The sequence below is a fragment of the Streptomyces broussonetiae genome (genome assembly GCF_009796285.1).
GTDB classification, from domain to species: domain Bacteria; phylum Actinomycetota; class Actinomycetes; order Streptomycetales; family Streptomycetaceae; genus Streptomyces; species Streptomyces broussonetiae.
The window spans coordinates 6,602,885-6,617,747 of record NZ_CP047020.1 but is presented as its reverse complement, the minus strand read 5'-3'; the positions used below and the strand labels follow the sequence as shown (position 1 = coordinate 6,617,747).

Sequence of the window (14,863 nt, the reverse complement as noted above, 5' to 3'; positions counted from 1 at the left end):
AGGGCGGTGTCCCCCGCCCGCTACAGACCCCGGCCCTGTTCGTACGCCCTCAGCTGCTCCGCGCTGATCATGCCGGTGTCGAAGAGGCTGGTCTCGTCGAGGGCGTAATCCTGGTGCACCTGGTGCTGGTGGGACTGCTGGTGCGCCTGCTGCGGGTCGTAGCCGCCCTGCTGGGGGTCGTAGGAGCCCTGGTAGGCGGCGTAGGGGTCGGCCTGCTGGTAGCCGTAGGCGTCCTGCTGGCCGCCGTAGCCCTGCTGCTGCGGGAAGCCCGCGTACGGGTCCGGCTGCTGCTGGTAGCCGTAGGCGGGCTGCGGCTCGTACGACGGCTGCGGCTGCTGCGGCTGTTGCGGCTGCGCCGACCGGTCCGGGCGTTCGGCCGGGGCGTCCTGCTCGGCGAGAGCCGCGAGGTCGGCGAGGTAGTCGGCGTCGCTGGAGTGCTGGAAGGTCGTGGTGTCGTCGGCGAGGGCGCCGAGGTCGTCCGTGGCGATCCGGCCGTGCAGCTTCTGCCGGCCGCGCCCGACCGCCTCCAGGGTCTTGGCGAGGACCGCTTCGAAGGCACCCAGCTTGGCGTCGACGTACTGGTCGGCCGTGTGGCGCAGGGTCTCCGGATCGTGGCTGCGCTCGGGGGCGTCCTCGTCCTCGTAGCCGTTCTCGTCCAGGCCGGGGCCGGTGCCGAGCAGCTTCTCGCGGCCGCGGCCGACCGAGCCGAGGGTCTTGGTGAGGACGACCTCGAAGTTGGCGAGCTTGGAGTCGACGTAGTCGTCGGCCTCGGCGCGGACCTCCTCGGCCTCCTGGCGGGCCTCGGCGAGGATCCGGTCGGCCTCGCTCTGGGAGCGGCGGGCGATCTCGGTGTCGGAGATCAGCGAGCCGCGCTCGACGTGCGCGGTCTCGATGATCCGCTCGGCCTCCTGCCGGGCCTGCTCGACCATCTGCTCACGGCCGCCGATCAGCTCCTGCGCCTGCGCGAGGGAACCGGGCAGGGCCTGGCGCACCTCTTCCAGCATCGCGAGCAGCTCGGCGCGGTTGATCACGCACGACGCCGACATGGGCATGGCCCGGGCGCCGGCGACCGCGGACACGATCTCGTCGAGCTTCTTCTGCACGTCCACCTGTGCTCGCCACTCTCTACAGCCGGGTTGGAGACGGACGGGACGACTGTAGTCCCATCAGTCCTTGCGCAGGCGCTTGTTCAGGGCCTCGAGCACCGGGGCGGGCACCAGGTGGGAGACGTCGCCGCCCCAGGCGGCGACCTCCTTCACCAGCGAGGAGGAGAGGAAGCTGTAGGTGGGGTTGGTGGGCACGAAGAGCGTCTCGACGCCGGTGAGGCCGATGTTCATCTGGGCCATCTGCAGCTCGTAGTCGAAGTCGCTGACCGCACGCAGGCCCTTGACGATGGCGGGGATGTCGCGCTGCTTGCAGAAGTCGACGAGGAGGCCGTGGAAGGCCTCGACCCGGACGTTGGCGTAGTCGGCGGTGACCTCGCGGATCAGCTCGATCCGCTCCTCGATCTCGAACATGCCCTTCTTGGACTTGTTGATCATCACCGCGACATAGACCTCGTCGTACAGACGGGAGGCGCGGGCAATGATGTCGAGATGTCCGTTGGTGATCGGGTCGAACGACCCGGGACAGACGGCGCGGCGCACTTGTGATCCCTCGCTCTCCGGTCCGGTCATCGTGCGTCTTCGCACGTAGAGGCGGCGCGACCGTACCAAAACGTTCCCTCGCCGTAGCGACGGGACCTCAGTGGTACGAAGCCGTCGGGCCAGCGGAATTCACCGCCTCTGGTGCTGCGCTCCACGGTGACGAGGGCTTCTTCGGCGAGCCAGCCCTCCGAGCGGAGTGTGAGCAGAATCTCGCGAAGATCGTCGTCCGTGACGGCGTACGGGGGGTCGAGGAAGACGAGGTCGTACGGCTCGCCGGGTGGTGCGGTTCTGATGACTTGTTCCGCTTTGCCTGCCCGCACTTCGGCGCCGGGGAGGCCGAGGTTCTTCACGTTCTCGCGGACGGTCCTCGCCGCACGCGGGTCGGCTTCGACCAGGAGAGTGTGGCCCGCGCCCCGGGAGAGGGCCTCCAGGCCCACGGCGCCCGAGCCGGCGTAGAGGTCGAGGACCCGCTCGCCGTCCAGGGGCCCGCCCCACAGCGACTGCCAGGTGGAGAAGAGACCTTCGCGTGCACGGTCGGAGGTGGGGCGGGTGCCGGTGCCCGGCGGCACCGCGAGGCGACGTCCGCCGGCTGCGCCGGCGATCACGCGGGTCATCTTCGGTCCTTGGTCGTGGGGTGCGTTCCGTCCTAGTGTGGCTGGTCGCGCAGTTCCCCGCGCCCCTGGGTGGGGTCACGTCATCCCTTTTCCAGGTACTGCTCCCTCTCCTCGTCCAGGAGGGCGTCCAAAGCCGTGCGCAGCCCCGGGAGCTGCTCCAGCTCCGGATCCGCCGTCACCACCGCCGTCGCCTCCTCCCTCGCCTCCGCGATGACCTCCTCGTCCTCGATGACCGCCAGGACGCGCAGGCTGGTGCGGGCACCGGACTGGGCCTGGCCGAGGACGTCGCCCTCGCGGCGTTGCTCGAGGTCGATGCGGGAGAGTTCGAAGCCGTCGAGGGTGGAGGCGACCGCGTTCAGGCGCTGACGGGCCGCGGCGGCCTCGGGCATCTCGGTGACCAGGAGGCACAGGCCGGGGGCCGAGCCGCGGCCGACACGGCCGCGGAGCTGGTGGAGCTGGGAGACGCCGAAGCGGTCCGCGTCCATGATCACCATGGCCGTGGCGTTGGGGACGTTGACGCCCACCTCGATCACGGTGGTGGCGACCAGGACGTCCGTCTCGCCGGCCGCGAAGCGGCGCATCACCGTGTCCTTGTCGTCGGGGTGCATACGGCCGTGCAGCACCTCGACCCGGAGGCCTCGCAGGGGGCCCTTGTCCAGCTGGTCGGCCACCTCCAGGACCGCGAGGGGCGGGCGCTTCTCGGCCTCGTCCTCGGGGGACTTCTTCTTGCCGGCCTTTTTCGCGTCGGCGTCGTCGAGGTCGTCCCCGATGCGGGGGCAGACGACGTACGCCTGGTGGCCGTTAGCCACCTCCTCACGGATCCGGTCCCAGGCACGGGCGAGGAAGTGGGGCTTGTCGGCGGCCGGGACGACATGGCTCGCGATGGGTGAGCGGCCGGCCGGGAGCTGGTCGAGGACCGAGGTCTCCAGGTCGCCGAAGACCGTCATCGCGACCGTGCGCGGGATGGGGGTGGCCGTCATGACGAGGAGGTGCGGGGGTTGTTTGCTCTTGCCGCGCAGGGCGTCGCGCTGTTCGACGCCGAAGCGGTGCTGTTCGTCGACGACGACCAGGCCGAGGTCGTGGAACTGGACCTTGTCCTCGATGAGCGCATGGGTGCCGATGACGATTCCGGCCTCGCCGGTGACCAGGTCCAGCAGGGCCTGGCGGCGGGCGGCGGCGCCCATGGAGCCGGTGAGCGCGACGACCTTGGTGGCCTGCTCGGCCCCGCCCAGCATGCCTCCCTCGGCCAGCTCGCCCATCATCTCGGTGATCGAGCGGTGGTGCTGCTGGGCCAGGACCTCGGTGGGGGCGAGCATGACCGCCTGGCCGCCCGCGTCGACCACGGCGAGCATGGCGCGCAGGGCCACCATCGTCTTCCCACTGCCGACCTCGCCTTGCAGCAGCCGGTGCATCGGGTGTTCCGTGGCGAGGTCGGCGAAGATCTCCTGGGAGACCTTCTGCTGGCCCTCGGTGAGGGTGAAGGGCAGGCGGTCGTCGAAGGCGGCGAGGAGGCCGTCGGCCTTAGGCCTGCGCGGGACGGCCGGGAGTTGGGCGTCCGCGTGCCGGCGGCGGGCCAGGGCCACCTGGAGGACGAAGGCCTCGTCCCACTTCAGGCGGGCGCGGGCGTCGGCGATGTCGGCCTTGGTGTGCGGGCGGTGGATCTTGAGCAGGGCCTCGGGGAGCGGGACCAGGCCGCGGCCCTCGCGCAGGGCGGGCGGCAGCGGGTCGAGGGCTTCCTGGGCGGTGGGCAGCACCGTCTGGACCGCCTTGCCGATCTTCCAGGACTCCAGCTTGGCGGTGGCCGGGTAGATGGGGATCAGGGCGCCGGCCCAGGCCTCGACGCTCTCCTCGCCGTCACCTCGCAGCAGCTCGTAGGCCGGGTGGGCGAGTTGGAGGCGGCGGTTGAAGACGGAGACCTTGCCGGCGAACATCGCGCGCGTGCCCGGCAGCAGCTCCTTGTGGGGCTTGTGGACGCCGTTGCCGAAGAAGACCAGCTGGAGCCGGCCGCTGCCGTCGGTGATCGTGACCTCGAGGCGCTGACCCTTGCCGCGCGGGGCCTTGGCGGAGGCGAAGCTGTGCAGGCGGGCGTCGGCGACCTGGGCGACCACCGTGACGTGCTCGTCCATGGGGAGGTCGGCGAGGTGGGTGAGCTGGCCGCGCTCCTCGTATCTGCGCGGGTAGTGGTGCAGGAGGTCGCCGACGGTGTGCAGGCCGAGGTGCTCGGCCATCACCTTCGCGGTGGCGGGGCCGAGCACTGACTTCAAGGATTGCTTCAGTGGTTCTTCCAGTGCGGGCACGAGATCCATTGCACACCACAGCACTGACAATGCCGTAGCGCCGCCCGGCACGGACGGCGTACGCGCTGCCCTGCGGATTCGTCCCGCGGTGTCGTCAAGATCCGGGAAACCCCTGGTCAGGTGGGCTGATCCGGCCCTAGGATGGCGCGCTCCGGCCATCCTTTGCGGTCACCGCCCCATCCGGGACCGCCCGACCCCGCGCCGCACGCGCTCCCCCCTCCGGCGCAGTGACGATGGACTCCCAGACCTCCCAGGCATCCCAGTCACCCCATCCACCCCACACTTTCCAGGTCGACCTGCGTGGCCTGGTGGACCTGCTCTCCCATCACCTCTACTCCAGTCCCAAGGTGTATCTGCGCGAGCTGCTGCAGAACGCCGTCGACGCCGTCACCGCCCGGCGGGCCGCGGAGCCGGACGCTCCGGCGCTGGTCCGGCTGTACGCGTCGGACGGCGGGCTGCGCGTCGAGGACAGCGGCATCGGGCTCACCGAGTCGGACGTGCACGAACTGCTGGCCACCATCGGGCGCAGCTCCAAGCGGGCCGAAGGCCTGCGCGAGGCCCGGGCCGGCTTCCTCGGCCAGTTCGGCATCGGCCTGCTCGCCTGCTTCGTCGTGGCCGACCGGATCCGCGTGGTCAGCCGCAGTGCCCGTACGCCCGCGGCACCGCCGGTCGAGTGGACGGCGCGCGAGGACGGGTCGTACACCGTGCGCACGCTGGACGGCTCGGCGCGGCCCGAACCGGGCACCACCGTGTACCTGACCGCGCGCCCGGGCACCGCCGAGTGGCTCGCGCCCGAGCGGGTCCTGGCCCTGGCCCGGGACTTCGGCTCGCTGCTTCCCTACGACGTCCGGGTGGGCGCGGAGCCGGTCACCGATCTGCCCGCGCCCTGGGACCGGCCGTATCCGAGCCCCGCGAGCAGAAGGGTGGCGCTGGCCCGGCACTGCCAGGAGCTGTTCGGGTTCGCGCCGCTGGACTCGATCGACCTGGACGTGCCGCTCGCCGGGATCCGCGGGGTGGCGTACGTGCTGCCCTCCGCCGTGAGCCCGGCGCAGCGGGCGGGGCACCGGGTGCATCTCAAGGGCATGCTGCTGACCGAGCGGGCCGAACAACTGCTCCCCGACTGGGCGTTCTTCGTCCGCTGCGTGCTGGACACCGACAGCCTGCGGCCGACGGCCTCGCGCGAGTCGCTGTACGAGGACGAGACACTCGCCGCCGTACGGGACGCCCTGGGGACGAGGATCCGGTCCTGGCTGACCGGGCTCGCCGCCGGTGACCCGGAGCGGCTGCGGGCCTTCCTCGCCGTGCACCATCTGGGCGTGAAGTCCCTCGCCCGGCACGACGGCGAGATGCTGCGCACGATGCTGCCCTGGCTGCCGTTCGAGACGACCGACGGACAGCTGTCCCTGGAGGAGTTCGCGCAGCGCCACGCGGTGGTGCACTTCACGCGGACCGTCGAGGAGTACCGGCAGGTCGCGCCGATCGCGTCCGCGCAGGGCATCGGCGTGGTCAACGGCGGCTACACCTACGACAGCGAGCTGGTCGAGGCGCTGCCGTCGGTGCGGCCGGGGACACCGGTCGCCGAGCTGGACGCGGACACCGTGACCGCGCACCTGGACGCGGTGGACCCGGCCGAGGAACTGGCGCTGTCGGGCTTCCTGGCGGCCGCGCGGGCGAAGCTGGACCCGCTGGGCTGTGACGTCGTCCTGCGGGCCTTCCACCCGCTGTCGGTCCCCGCCCTGCACCTGGACGACCGGGCGGCCCGGCACGAGCAGGCGCGCGCGGCGGCCGAGGAGCGGGCGGACGACCTGTGGGCGGGCATCCTGGGCTCGCTGCGCGGCAGCGCCCCGCGCGCGCGTCTGGTGCTCAACCACCTCAACCCGCTGGTCCGCAGGATCGGTTCGCTGGCGGACCCGGAGCTGATCGGCACGGCCACCGAGTCGCTGTACGGGCAGGCTCTGCTGATGGCGCAGCGCCCGATCGGGCCGGCCGACTCGGCGCTGCTCAACCGGGCGTTCATCGGCCTGCTGGAGTGGGCCACACACGGCGAGTCCACGCAGGGGGAGAACGGTCGCTGATGGGTGACATCACGGACTTCGACGCACTGCGCCGGGCGATGGCGGAGAACTCCGAGCAGCCGGAGGGGCCCGCCCGCAACGCGCGCGCGGAGCAACTGCTCGCCGACGCCGAACGGCTGGACGTCCCGCCCGCCGTGATCGAGGCGCTCGGGCACCAGCTCAAGGTCTACAACTACAGCTCCGAGAAGGACAAGATGTTCGTCCCGTTCGCGCGGCTGCTGCGCATGTGGGACGAACGGCCCGAAAACTTCGACGCGTACGAGGCGCACTCGCTGCACTGGGTCTTCAAGTGGATGTCGGCGGGCATGCTGGACCAGCCGCACGTCCCGCTCGCCTCGATCGAGAAGTGGCTCGCCGAGATGGCGCACCGCTACCGGCTCGCCGGGCACTCCGAACGTGCCGTGCGCAGCGCGGAGTTCAGCGTGGCCGCGCACATCGGCGACCACGCGCGCGCGGAGCGGGCGTACGCCGCCTGGCTGGCCGCCGACCGGGACGAGATGGCCGACTGCCACGCGTGCGAGCTGCACGGGCAGGGCGACTGGCAGGTCACGCTCGGCCGGGACGCGCAGGCGCTCGAGCTGTGGCAGCCGGTACTGGAGGGCGAGTTCGCCTGCGCGCACGAACCGCACACCGTGCTGGCGTCCTCGCTGGCCCCGCTGCTGCGCCTGGAGCGGGTGGACGAGGCCCGCGCGAACCATCTGCGCGGCTTCCGGCTGGTGCGGACCATGGAGAGCATGCGTAGCGCGTACGCCGACCATGTGGAGTTCTGCGCGCTGACCGGCAACGAGGCCCGCGGTCTGGAGCTGCTCGCCGAGCGGCCGGCGTACTTCACGGACACCGGGCATCCGTGCAGCCGGCTCGACTTCATGGCCGTGGTGACCCTGCTGATGGACCGGCTGACCGAGCTGGGCCTCGACGGCCGGCAGGTGCCGGGGCCGGCCGGGCGGAGCTGGACGGCGGGCGAACTCGCCGTCCACGCGCGCGCGCAGACACTCGAGCTGGCCGAGCGGTTCGACCGGCGCAACGGCACCTCGTACGTCGGCGAGCGGGCACGCGCGCGCATGGCCCAGCGACCGCTGGTCGGCCGCCTGCCGCTGGGCGTGCGCACGGTGCGCACGGCACCGGCACCGGCGGCCCCGCCACCCGCGCCCGCGGCCTGCGCCGCCACGGACCTCGCCGCTCTGCTCGCCGAGGCACGACGGCTGTCGCAGACGCTGCAGCCGCATGCACTGCAGGCGTGGGCGGCGGTGGCACAGGCCGCGCAGGGCGCGGAGCTGGAGCCGCGCGACCGCGCGGAGATCACCGACCACGAGGCGATGGCCCGCGGCCCCGAGGGCATCGAGCTGTTCGAACGGGCCGCGGTGCTGTACGCGCAGGCGGGCGACCCCGGCGAGGCACTGGCGGCACGCGCGCGCGGGGCGTACGTCCGCGCGCTGACGGGCGAGGTGGACACCGCTCTGACCACGGTCACGGGCCTGTACGACGAGATCCTCGCCCTGTATGCCGACGAGGGCACCGGAGTGCGGCAGACGGCCTCGGTGGTGATGAGCCGGGCCCGCGTCCTGATGCGCCGGGTGCACGACGGGGCGGTGCTCGACCGTCCCGCGCCCGACGGGACCGTACCGGAAGGTGCGGGGCCGGATCGGGCGGCGGCCGGGCGAGGAGAGGCCGGGCCGGTCCCGGACGGGGCAGTGCCCGGGCCGTGGGAGCCCGGCGAGCCGGCGTGGCACGGTTCGGGCCCGGCCGCGGCGGACTCCGCGGCTCGGTCGGCGGCGGCCGAGCGGGCCGTGCGTGAGGTGCTCGCCCTCGTCGACGGACGGTGTGCGGACGATGTGCGGCTGGCGGCCCGGGCCGCGGAGGCGCGGGCGATGCTCGCGGAGCTGGCGGGGCTGCGCGGGGACGCCGGGCAGGCCGCGGAGCTGTTCCGACGGGCAGCCTGCGACTACGTGGACGCGGGACTCGCGTGGTTCGCCGTGGAGTACGAGGTGCAGGTCGCGGCCCTGGCCCAGCAGGCCGGTGACCTGGCCGGGGCCGAGCGGGCCCTGCGCCGTGCCGTGGAGCACGGCGGGCCGTACGTGGAGCCGGTCGGGCGGGCCCAGCTGCATCTGCAGCTGGCCGAGGTGATCGGCGGCCGGGGTGAGTCCGTCGAGGCCGCCGAGCACGCGCTGCAGGCCGCGCACTGGGCCGACGAGGCGGGCGAGAGCGGCACGCTGGGCGCTTGGGCGCGCCAGCAGCTGGGCGGCTTCCTGCTGCGCCAGGGCCGCTGCGCGGAGGCCGCGGAGGTGCTGGAGTCGGCCCTTGCCGATCTGTCCGCCCGGACGCACGGCGACGGGGCCGTCGTCCAGGCGCTGTGGTGGCTCGGCGACTGCCTGAGCGAGCTGGACGATCACCGGGCGGCGGCCGAGCGCAGGCTGCAGGCCGCCGAGATCGCCCGGCACTGGCCCGAGCAGCAGGACCACGCCACGCTCGCCCACCTCGCCGCCGAGTCCCTGGGCCACGCCGGTCTGCCGGCCGAGGCGGAGCAGGCCTACGCGCGCGCGGGCGAGTTGTGGCGGTCGCTGGGCAACCCGCACTTCCTCGTCCGCTCCTTGCGCGCACGCGCGTGGCTGGCGCTGCGCGGGGAGTCCGGCACGGAGGGCGCACGCGAGCTGATGGTGCAGGCGGTGCACACCTGCGAGAGCGCCCTTCAGGCCGCGGCGGACCCGGTGGCCCGGGAGCAGCTCACGGCCGAACTGGGCGCCACCCACCGTCAGTTCGGCGATCTGCTGGCCCGCTCGGCGACCGAGGAGGCCGAGGACGGTGTGATCCAGGCCGCGTTCGAGGCGGCGTTGGTCCGGATGGAGCGGGCGGTCGCGCTGTTCGGCTCGCTGGGCGCGGACGGGCTGCACAGCCGTACCGGTGCCGAACTCGCCGCGGGCTGGCTGGAGGCCGACCTGGGCCGGCCCGCCGAGGCGGCCGCACGCGCGCGTGCCGTGCTCGCGGCCTACGAGGACGCGGGCGACGAGGACGAGACCGTACGGCAGCGGCGGGCGGAGGCCGCCCAGATGCTCGAGCCGGACCAGTGAGGCCCGCGCTCGCCCGCTCCCCCGGCGCTCACCGCCTGCCGTTCATTCGACGCCGATGAGCAGCAGCGCGCCCTGCCGGCCGCCCCGGTACACCACCGTGTCCACGGCGAGGTAGGACTCCCGTACCTGGGCCTCCAGGTGCTCGGCGACGGTCCCGGGGGCCTCGTCGCCGACGACGAGGGTGACCAGTTCGCCGCCGGCCTGGAGCATGCGGTCCAGGACGGTGACGGCGGTGGCGGTGACATCGGGGCCGATCACCGCCACGTCGCCGTCGATCAGCCCGAGGACGTCCCCGGCCTGGCAGATGCCGGCCGTCGTCCAGGACTCGTGCTCGGCGACGACGACCTCGGCGTACCGGGTGGCACCCGCCGCCGAGGTCATCTGGACCACGTCCTCGTCGAACCGGCGCTCGGGCTCGTGCACGGCGAGCGCCGCGATGCCCTGGACCGCCGAGCGGGTCGGGATCAGGGCCACGCGGATGCCCTCGGTACGGGCCTGCTCGGCCGCCGCGGCGGCCGTGTGGCGCAGGTCGGCGTCGTTCGGCAGCAGGACGACCTCGCGCGCGTGGGCGCGCCGCAGGGCCTGCACCAGCTCCCCGCTGGCGGGCGGCTCTCCGGGGCGCGCGAGGACGGCGGTGGCACCGGCCTCGGCGTACAGCCCGGCGAGGCCCTCCCCGGGCACGACGGCGACGACGGCCCGCTGGACGCGCTCGCGCGGTGGCCGCCCGCGCCCGGTGTGCACGTCCCCGAGCCCGAAGTGCGTGATCCGGATCCGGTACGGCCGCCCGGCCTCGACGCCCGCCTCCACGGCGGCACCTGCGTCGTCGACGTGCACATGGACGTTCCACAGCCCGTCGCCGCCGCCGACGACCAGGGAGTCACCAAGGGCGTCGAGCCGTCCCCTGAGCCGGTGCACGGCCGTGTCGTCGGCCTCCAGGAGGTAGATCACCTCGTAGGCGGGCCCGTCGGTGCCGGCCGCGTCAACGCACGGACCGGTGCCGGAAGCAGCCCCCACGCGCGCGTGCGCCTGAAGTCCGGAAACGGCCTTCGGACGTCGGGAAACGGTCTCCGCACGCGCGTGCCCTTCAAGAACGGTCTCTGCACGCGTGTGCCCCTCGAGCACACCGCCCGAGGCCCTCGGGTTCTCCCGGACCGCCTCCCGTACGGCTTCGCCGGTGAACGCCTCCACCAGGGCCCCCAGCACCGCCACGAGGCCGCGTCCGCCGGCGTCGACCACCCCGGCCCTGCCCAGCACCTCCAGCTGGTCCGGAGTCGCCGCCAGGGCCGCACAGGCGCCGTCGTAGGCCGCCCGCGCGACCGCCCCGCAGTCGCCCTCGGCCCCCTCGGCGGCGTCGGCCGCGGCCGAGGCGACCGTCAGCACCGTGCCCTCGACGGGGTGGGCCACGGCCTCGCGGGCGGAGTCGGCGGCCTGCCGCAGGGCCAGCCGCAGCCCGGACCCGTCGACGCGAGAGGCCCCGCCCTCCTGTGAGAGCACCTGAGCCATGCCGCGCAGCAGCTGCGCGAGGATGGTGCCGGAATTGCCCCGGGCCCCGATGAGCGCCCCGTGGGCCATCGCGTGCACGGCGTCCGCGAGGGACGGCTCGGCGGAGCCGGTCCCGTACCCGGCGAACACGGCCTCCACGGCCGTCGCCGCCGATTCCAGGGTCAGGTAGAGATTCGTGCCGGTGTCCCCGTCGGCCACCGGATAGACGTTGATCGCGTCGATCTCCTCGCGGGCCCGCCCCAGTGCGCCGAGCGCCAGACCGCACCAGGTGCGCACCGCGAGAGCATCGAAGAATGTCTGCGGCACCTGCGCCACCTGCGCCTCCCTGAGCCGGCCGTACGTGGGACGCAGCGTAGACCCCGAACGGGTGGCCACCGGAAGAGGGCCGGGAGCGGGGCCCTGAGCTGCCATGGTAGTTTCGTTGCACGGACGCAGTCGTTGTATGCTGCTCCGGTTGCCCGATCCACATCGGGCCATTCCCCTGGCACCGCCACTCAAGATCTCAGGTCTTAGGATCTCGATCCCGGCATGCCGGGATCAACCGTAAGTGCATCTGAAGTCTTTGGAGTGACCCGTGGCTGCCAACTGCGACGTCTGCGGCAAGGGGCCGGGCTTCGGCAACAACATCTCGCACTCGCACCGCCGTACGTCTCGCCGCTGGAACCCGAACATCCAGCGTGTGCGTACCGTGGTCGGCGGGACGCCGAAGCGCGTGAACGCCTGCACCTCGTGCATCAAGGCCGGCAAGGTCTCGCGCTGACGCCAACAGCTGAGCGCGCGGCCACTGCTGGTTCGCTGCACTGAGCCGGTCCACCTCAGGGTGGACCGGCTTTTTGCCGTACCCGCGCATCGGGCCCGCACAGCCGTGCAGTCCCGCGCATCAGGCCCGGAAGCGCCAGCCGTGGTCCACCGGGCCGATCCCCGCACCCAGCGCGAACCCGGCCGCGATCGCCCCGGTGACGTACTCCTTGGCCTCGGTGACGGCCTCCGGCACGCTCAGCCCCTTCGCCAGCCCCGACGCGACCGCGGAGGCCAGGGTGCAGCCCGTGCCGTGCGTGTGCCGGTTGTCGTGGCGGGGCGCCCGCAGCCAGTGCTCCGCGGAGCCGTCCGTCAGCAGGTCCACGGCGTCGCCCGCCAGGTGGCCGCCCTTGATCAGCACCCAGCGCGGCCCGTGGGCCAGCACGGCCTGCGCGCTCCGTCGTAGATCGCCCTCCGACTCGACGCGCACCCCTGTGAGTTGGGCCACCTCGTCGAGGTTCGGGGTGGCGACCGTGGCCACCGGGAGCAGCTTCGTACGGACCGAATCCAGCGCCGTGGCGGCCAGCAGCGGGTCGCCGTGCTTGGAGACACCGACCGGGTCCACCACGACCGGGACGTCGGTACCGGAGATCAACTCGGCGACCGCCTCGACCAGTTCCGTGGAGGCCAGCATGCCGGTCTTCACGGCCTGGACCCCGATGTCGTCCACGACACTGCGGTACTGGGCCCGTACCGCCTCCACGGGCAGTTCCCAGGCGCCCTGGACGCCCAGGGAGTTCTGCGCGGTCACGGCCGTGATCACGCTCATTCCGTGCACGCCGAGCGCCAGCATCGTCTTGAGATCGGCCTGGATGCCCGCGCCTCCGCCGGAGTCCGAGCCCGCCACCGTCAATACGCGAGGGATCATGACTCGATGTCCCCGAAGTGGTCCCAGCCGCCCTTGCTGGTCCAGGGCGCCCCGTCGACGGTCACCTGGGGCAGCGCGGAGGGGTTGAGGACCTCCCCGATGACCTTCCAGCGGGCCGGCAGCTTGGTGTCCGGGTGGAAGGTCGCCACGATCGCATGGTCCTCTCCCCCGGTCAGCACCCACTGCATCGGGTCCACGCCGACGGCCTGGCCGATGTCGTTCATCTGGGTCGGGATGTCGATCGAACCGGAGCGGATGTCGATACGGACCTTGCTGGCCTCGGCGATGTGCCCGAGGTCGGCGATCAGCCCGTCGCTCACGTCGCACATCGCGGTCGCACCGAGCGCGGCGGCGGCCGGGCCCGCGTGGTACGGCGGCTCGGGACGGCGGTGGGCCTCGACGAAGGCGCGCGGCGAGCGGAAGCCCCGGGACAGGACCGCGTAGCCGGCCGCGGACCAGCCCAGCCAGCCTGTGACGGCCACCAGGTCGCCGGGCTGGGCACCCGCGCGCGTGACGGGCTCCTGGTTGCGCAGATCGCCGAGCGCGGTGATCGACACCATGATCGTGTCGCCGCGCACGACGTCCCCGCCGACCACGGAGGCACCCGCCACCTGGCACTCGTCGCGCAGCCCGTCCATCATCTCGCTCGGCCACGTCACCGGGAGTTCGGCCGGGACGACCAGGCCGAGCAGCAGCGCGGTCGGTACGGCGCCCATCGCGGCGATGTCGGCGAGATTCTGTGCGGCGGCCTTGCGGCCGACGTCGTAGGCCGTGGACCAGTCGCGGCGGAAGTGCCGGCCCTCCAGCAGGATGTCGGTGCTCGCCACCACACGCCGGTCGGGTGCGGCGACCACCGCGGCGTCGTCGCCGGGGCCGATCCGGACCGCCGGGGTGGTGGTGAGACGGGAGGTGAGCTCCCTGATGAGCCCGAACTCCCCTAGCTCACCAACAGTGCCCTTCATTTCCCTTGGCTCCCCTTCTCTGCTGTGCCGCGCCCACTCGCGCGACATCAGTGTCCCCGATACGGTCGAGATGACCGTCGTTGCGGTCGGGATGACCGTCCGTCGTGGTCGAGAACGACCGTCAACCTCCGTCGTGCCTGCACCCTGGCGCGCAAGCCCGGTTCCCGCAGGTCTCCCCCAGGGGAGCGGCGACGCGATACCGTGGCGTTCCTTTTCCCCACATGATCCTCGTGGCCGCCTTGGAGGTTCCGTGGTACAGGCGTACATCCTGATCCAGACGGAGGTCGGCAAGGCGTCGACCGTCGCCGAGACCATCAGCAAGATCCCTGGAGTGATCCAGGCCGAGGACGTGACAGGTCCGTACGACGTCATCGTGCGCGCCCAGGCCGACACGGTCGACGACCTCGGTCGCATGGTGGTCGCGAAGGTCCAGCAAGTGGACGGCATCACGCGCACCCTGACCTGTCCGGTCGTGCATCTGTAGCCCCCGTCTACGCTTGGCCGGTGAACATCTTCCGCCACCGGCCCTTCGCCGTGCTCGCGCCCGCGCTGTTGATCGCGGTCGCGGGCTGTTCCTCGGCAGACGACAGCGCCGCGGTGGCGGTTCCCAGCCCCGACGCGAAGACGGCGCCGGTGTGCCGGGATCTGCGTCCGGTGCTGCCGCAGAAGCTCGACGGACGGAGCCGCAACGACCCCGAACCCCGGTCCGCCTACACGGCGGGCTGGGGAAGCCCGGCGATCATACTGCGCTGCGGTGTCGTACGGCCGCCGAAGATGATCGATCCCAAGGTGGCCGAGGGCGGTGACCCCGACGCCATCGCGGGCGGGGTCGACGGCGTCGACTGGCTGATGGAGAAGCAGAGCGACGGCACCTGGCGGTTCACCACGGCGGGCCGCGCGGCCTATGTGCAGATCAGTCTGCCCAAGGGGATGTCCGCGCAGGACGAGGGCACGGGAATCCTCACGGATCTCGCGCCGGCCGTGAAGAAGGCGATCCCCACGGGGATCGCCTCCATGCGCGGGTGACCGGCCGGC

At 72.7% G+C, this 14,863-nt stretch carries 11 protein-coding genes and 1 pseudogene; 5 read left to right on the top strand and 7 right to left on the bottom strand.

All coding sequences use genetic code 11. The annotated features are described in order from the left end of the window. Positions 1 to 20: 20 nt before the first annotated feature. The 4 genes and pseudogenes from GQF42_RS30635 to recG all read right to left on the bottom strand — a co-directional run bounded on the left by GQF42_RS30635 (position 21) and on the right by recG (position 4,566). The gene (locus GQF42_RS30635) at positions 21 to 1,109 is read right to left on the bottom strand and encodes an ATP synthase F0 subunit B (protein ID WP_158925225.1); all 1,089 of its coding nucleotides are present in this window, start codon (positions 1,107 to 1,109) and stop codon (positions 21 to 23) included. Positions 1,110 to 1,166: 57 nt separating this feature from the next. Continuing rightward, positions 1,167 to 1,646 carry a pantetheine-phosphate adenylyltransferase gene (gene coaD / locus GQF42_RS30630; protein WP_199273112.1) on the bottom strand — a complete coding sequence of 160 codons (480 nt, stop codon included), beginning with the start codon at positions 1,644 to 1,646 and terminating at the stop codon, positions 1,167 to 1,169. Positions 1,647 to 1,672: 26 nt separating this feature from the next. Next, a pseudogene (gene rsmD / locus GQF42_RS30625) lies at positions 1,673 to 2,263 on the bottom strand (16S rRNA (guanine(966)-N(2))-methyltransferase RsmD); the annotation flags it as partial. A 77-nt stretch (positions 2,264 to 2,340) separates the two neighbouring features. Next, the gene (gene recG, locus GQF42_RS30620; RefSeq protein WP_158925219.1) at positions 2,341 to 4,566 is read right to left on the bottom strand and encodes an ATP-dependent DNA helicase RecG; all 2,226 of its coding nucleotides are present in this window, start codon (positions 4,564 to 4,566) and stop codon (positions 2,341 to 2,343) included. Between the two features lie 224 nt (positions 4,567 to 4,790). Between recG and GQF42_RS30615 the strand changes: the two genes are divergently transcribed. Further along, the gene (locus GQF42_RS30615; protein ID WP_158925217.1) at positions 4,791 to 6,632 is read left to right on the top strand and encodes an HSP90 family protein; all 1,842 of its coding nucleotides are present in this window, start codon (positions 4,791 to 4,793) and stop codon (positions 6,630 to 6,632) included. Continuing rightward, a complete protein-coding gene (locus GQF42_RS30610; RefSeq protein ID WP_158925215.1) occupies positions 6,632 to 9,697 on the top strand; it encodes a tetratricopeptide repeat protein in 3,066 nt (1,021 codons plus the stop codon). The genes GQF42_RS30615 and GQF42_RS30610 overlap by 1 nt, the downstream gene beginning before the upstream one ends. A 42-nt stretch (positions 9,698 to 9,739) precedes the next feature. Here GQF42_RS30610 and GQF42_RS30605 read toward each other — a convergent pair whose 3' ends face one another. Beyond that, the gene (locus GQF42_RS30605) at positions 9,740 to 11,515 is read right to left on the bottom strand and encodes a DAK2 domain-containing protein (RefSeq protein WP_158930773.1); all 1,776 of its coding nucleotides are present in this window, start codon (positions 11,513 to 11,515) and stop codon (positions 9,740 to 9,742) included. A gap of 259 nt (positions 11,516 to 11,774) precedes the next feature. Here GQF42_RS30605 and rpmB point away from each other — a divergent pair, with 259 nt between their 5' ends. Further along, the gene (rpmB, locus tag GQF42_RS30600) at positions 11,775 to 11,960 is read left to right on the top strand and encodes a 50S ribosomal protein L28 (RefSeq protein ID WP_003993230.1); all 186 of its coding nucleotides are present in this window, start codon (positions 11,775 to 11,777) and stop codon (positions 11,958 to 11,960) included. A 120-nt stretch (positions 11,961 to 12,080) separates the two neighbouring features. Here the strand turns inward: rpmB and thiD are convergent, their stop codons facing one another. Together thiD and GQF42_RS30590 are read right to left on the bottom strand one after the other, a co-directional pair. Further along, positions 12,081 to 12,866 (bottom strand): bifunctional hydroxymethylpyrimidine kinase/phosphomethylpyrimidine kinase, encoded by a 786-nt coding sequence (gene thiD / locus GQF42_RS30595; RefSeq protein ID WP_158925213.1) that lies wholly within the window; start codon positions 12,864 to 12,866, stop codon positions 12,081 to 12,083. After that, positions 12,863 to 13,828, bottom strand: coding sequence for a thiamine-phosphate kinase (locus GQF42_RS30590; RefSeq protein ID WP_158925211.1), 966 nt, complete (start codon positions 13,826 to 13,828; stop codon positions 12,863 to 12,865). The genes thiD and GQF42_RS30590 overlap by 4 nt, the downstream gene beginning before the upstream one ends. Positions 13,829 to 14,078: 250 nt before the next feature. Here GQF42_RS30590 and GQF42_RS30585 point away from each other — a divergent pair, with 250 nt between their 5' ends. Continuing rightward, positions 14,079 to 14,312, top strand: a complete 234-nt coding sequence (locus GQF42_RS30585) for an Lrp/AsnC family transcriptional regulator (protein ID WP_003997603.1) — start codon at positions 14,079 to 14,081, stop codon at positions 14,310 to 14,312. Between the two features lie 20 nt (positions 14,313 to 14,332). After that, positions 14,333 to 14,854, top strand: coding sequence for a DUF3515 domain-containing protein (locus tag GQF42_RS30580; protein ID WP_158925209.1), 522 nt, complete (start codon positions 14,333 to 14,335; stop codon positions 14,852 to 14,854). Positions 14,855 to 14,863: the final 9 nt, after the last annotated feature.

Coding starts and splice junctions, on each gene's coding strand:
- recG (WP_158925219.1), bottom strand. CDS start 4,566: ATGGATCTCGTGCCCGCACTGGAAGAACCACTGAAGCAATCCTTGAAG.
- thiD (WP_158925213.1), bottom strand. CDS start 12,866: ATGATCCCTCGCGTATTGACGGTGGCGGGCTCGGACTCCGGCGGAGGC.
- GQF42_RS30615 (WP_158925217.1), top strand. CDS start 4,791: ATGGACTCCCAGACCTCCCAGGCATCCCAGTCACCCCATCCACCCCAC.
- GQF42_RS30590 (WP_158925211.1), bottom strand. CDS start 13,828: ATGAAGGGCACTGTTGGTGAGCTAGGGGAGTTCGGGCTCATCAGGGAG.
- GQF42_RS30610 (WP_158925215.1), top strand. CDS start 6,632: ATGGGTGACATCACGGACTTCGACGCACTGCGCCGGGCGATGGCGGAG.